The organism is Alteromonas sp. ABH4_456 (assembly GCF_056160645.1).
In genome coordinates, this window is record NZ_JBSWXO010000065.1 from 1 (window position 1) to 222 (window position 222).

The following is a 222-nucleotide window of genomic DNA, read 5'->3' on the forward strand; positions in this document are numbered from 1 at the left end:
AATATCAACGATGTCTTTGGGTAAGCCTTCCTGCCTTAATTGTAATTCGGTGGAGATGTTCGCCGGGTATCGGTAACTGTGTGCACCTTCAATCAACAGGCGTCTGGCCCTGCCATTCCCGGATTTGGTAATGGCCCCCAGGCGACGCTTGCCCCCGGAGGATTGTTCACCGGGGACTAACCCCAAATACGCCATGAGTTTTCTGGGATGATCGAAGCGTTG

At 53.2% G+C, this 222-nt stretch carries 1 protein-coding gene; it reads right to left on the reverse strand.

Annotated elements, in window-relative coordinates; all coding sequences use genetic code 11:
* Nucleotides 1–222: transposase (locus ACXAG2_RS20955; protein WP_474870281.1), on the reverse strand; the 222-nt coding region annotated here is incomplete at both ends.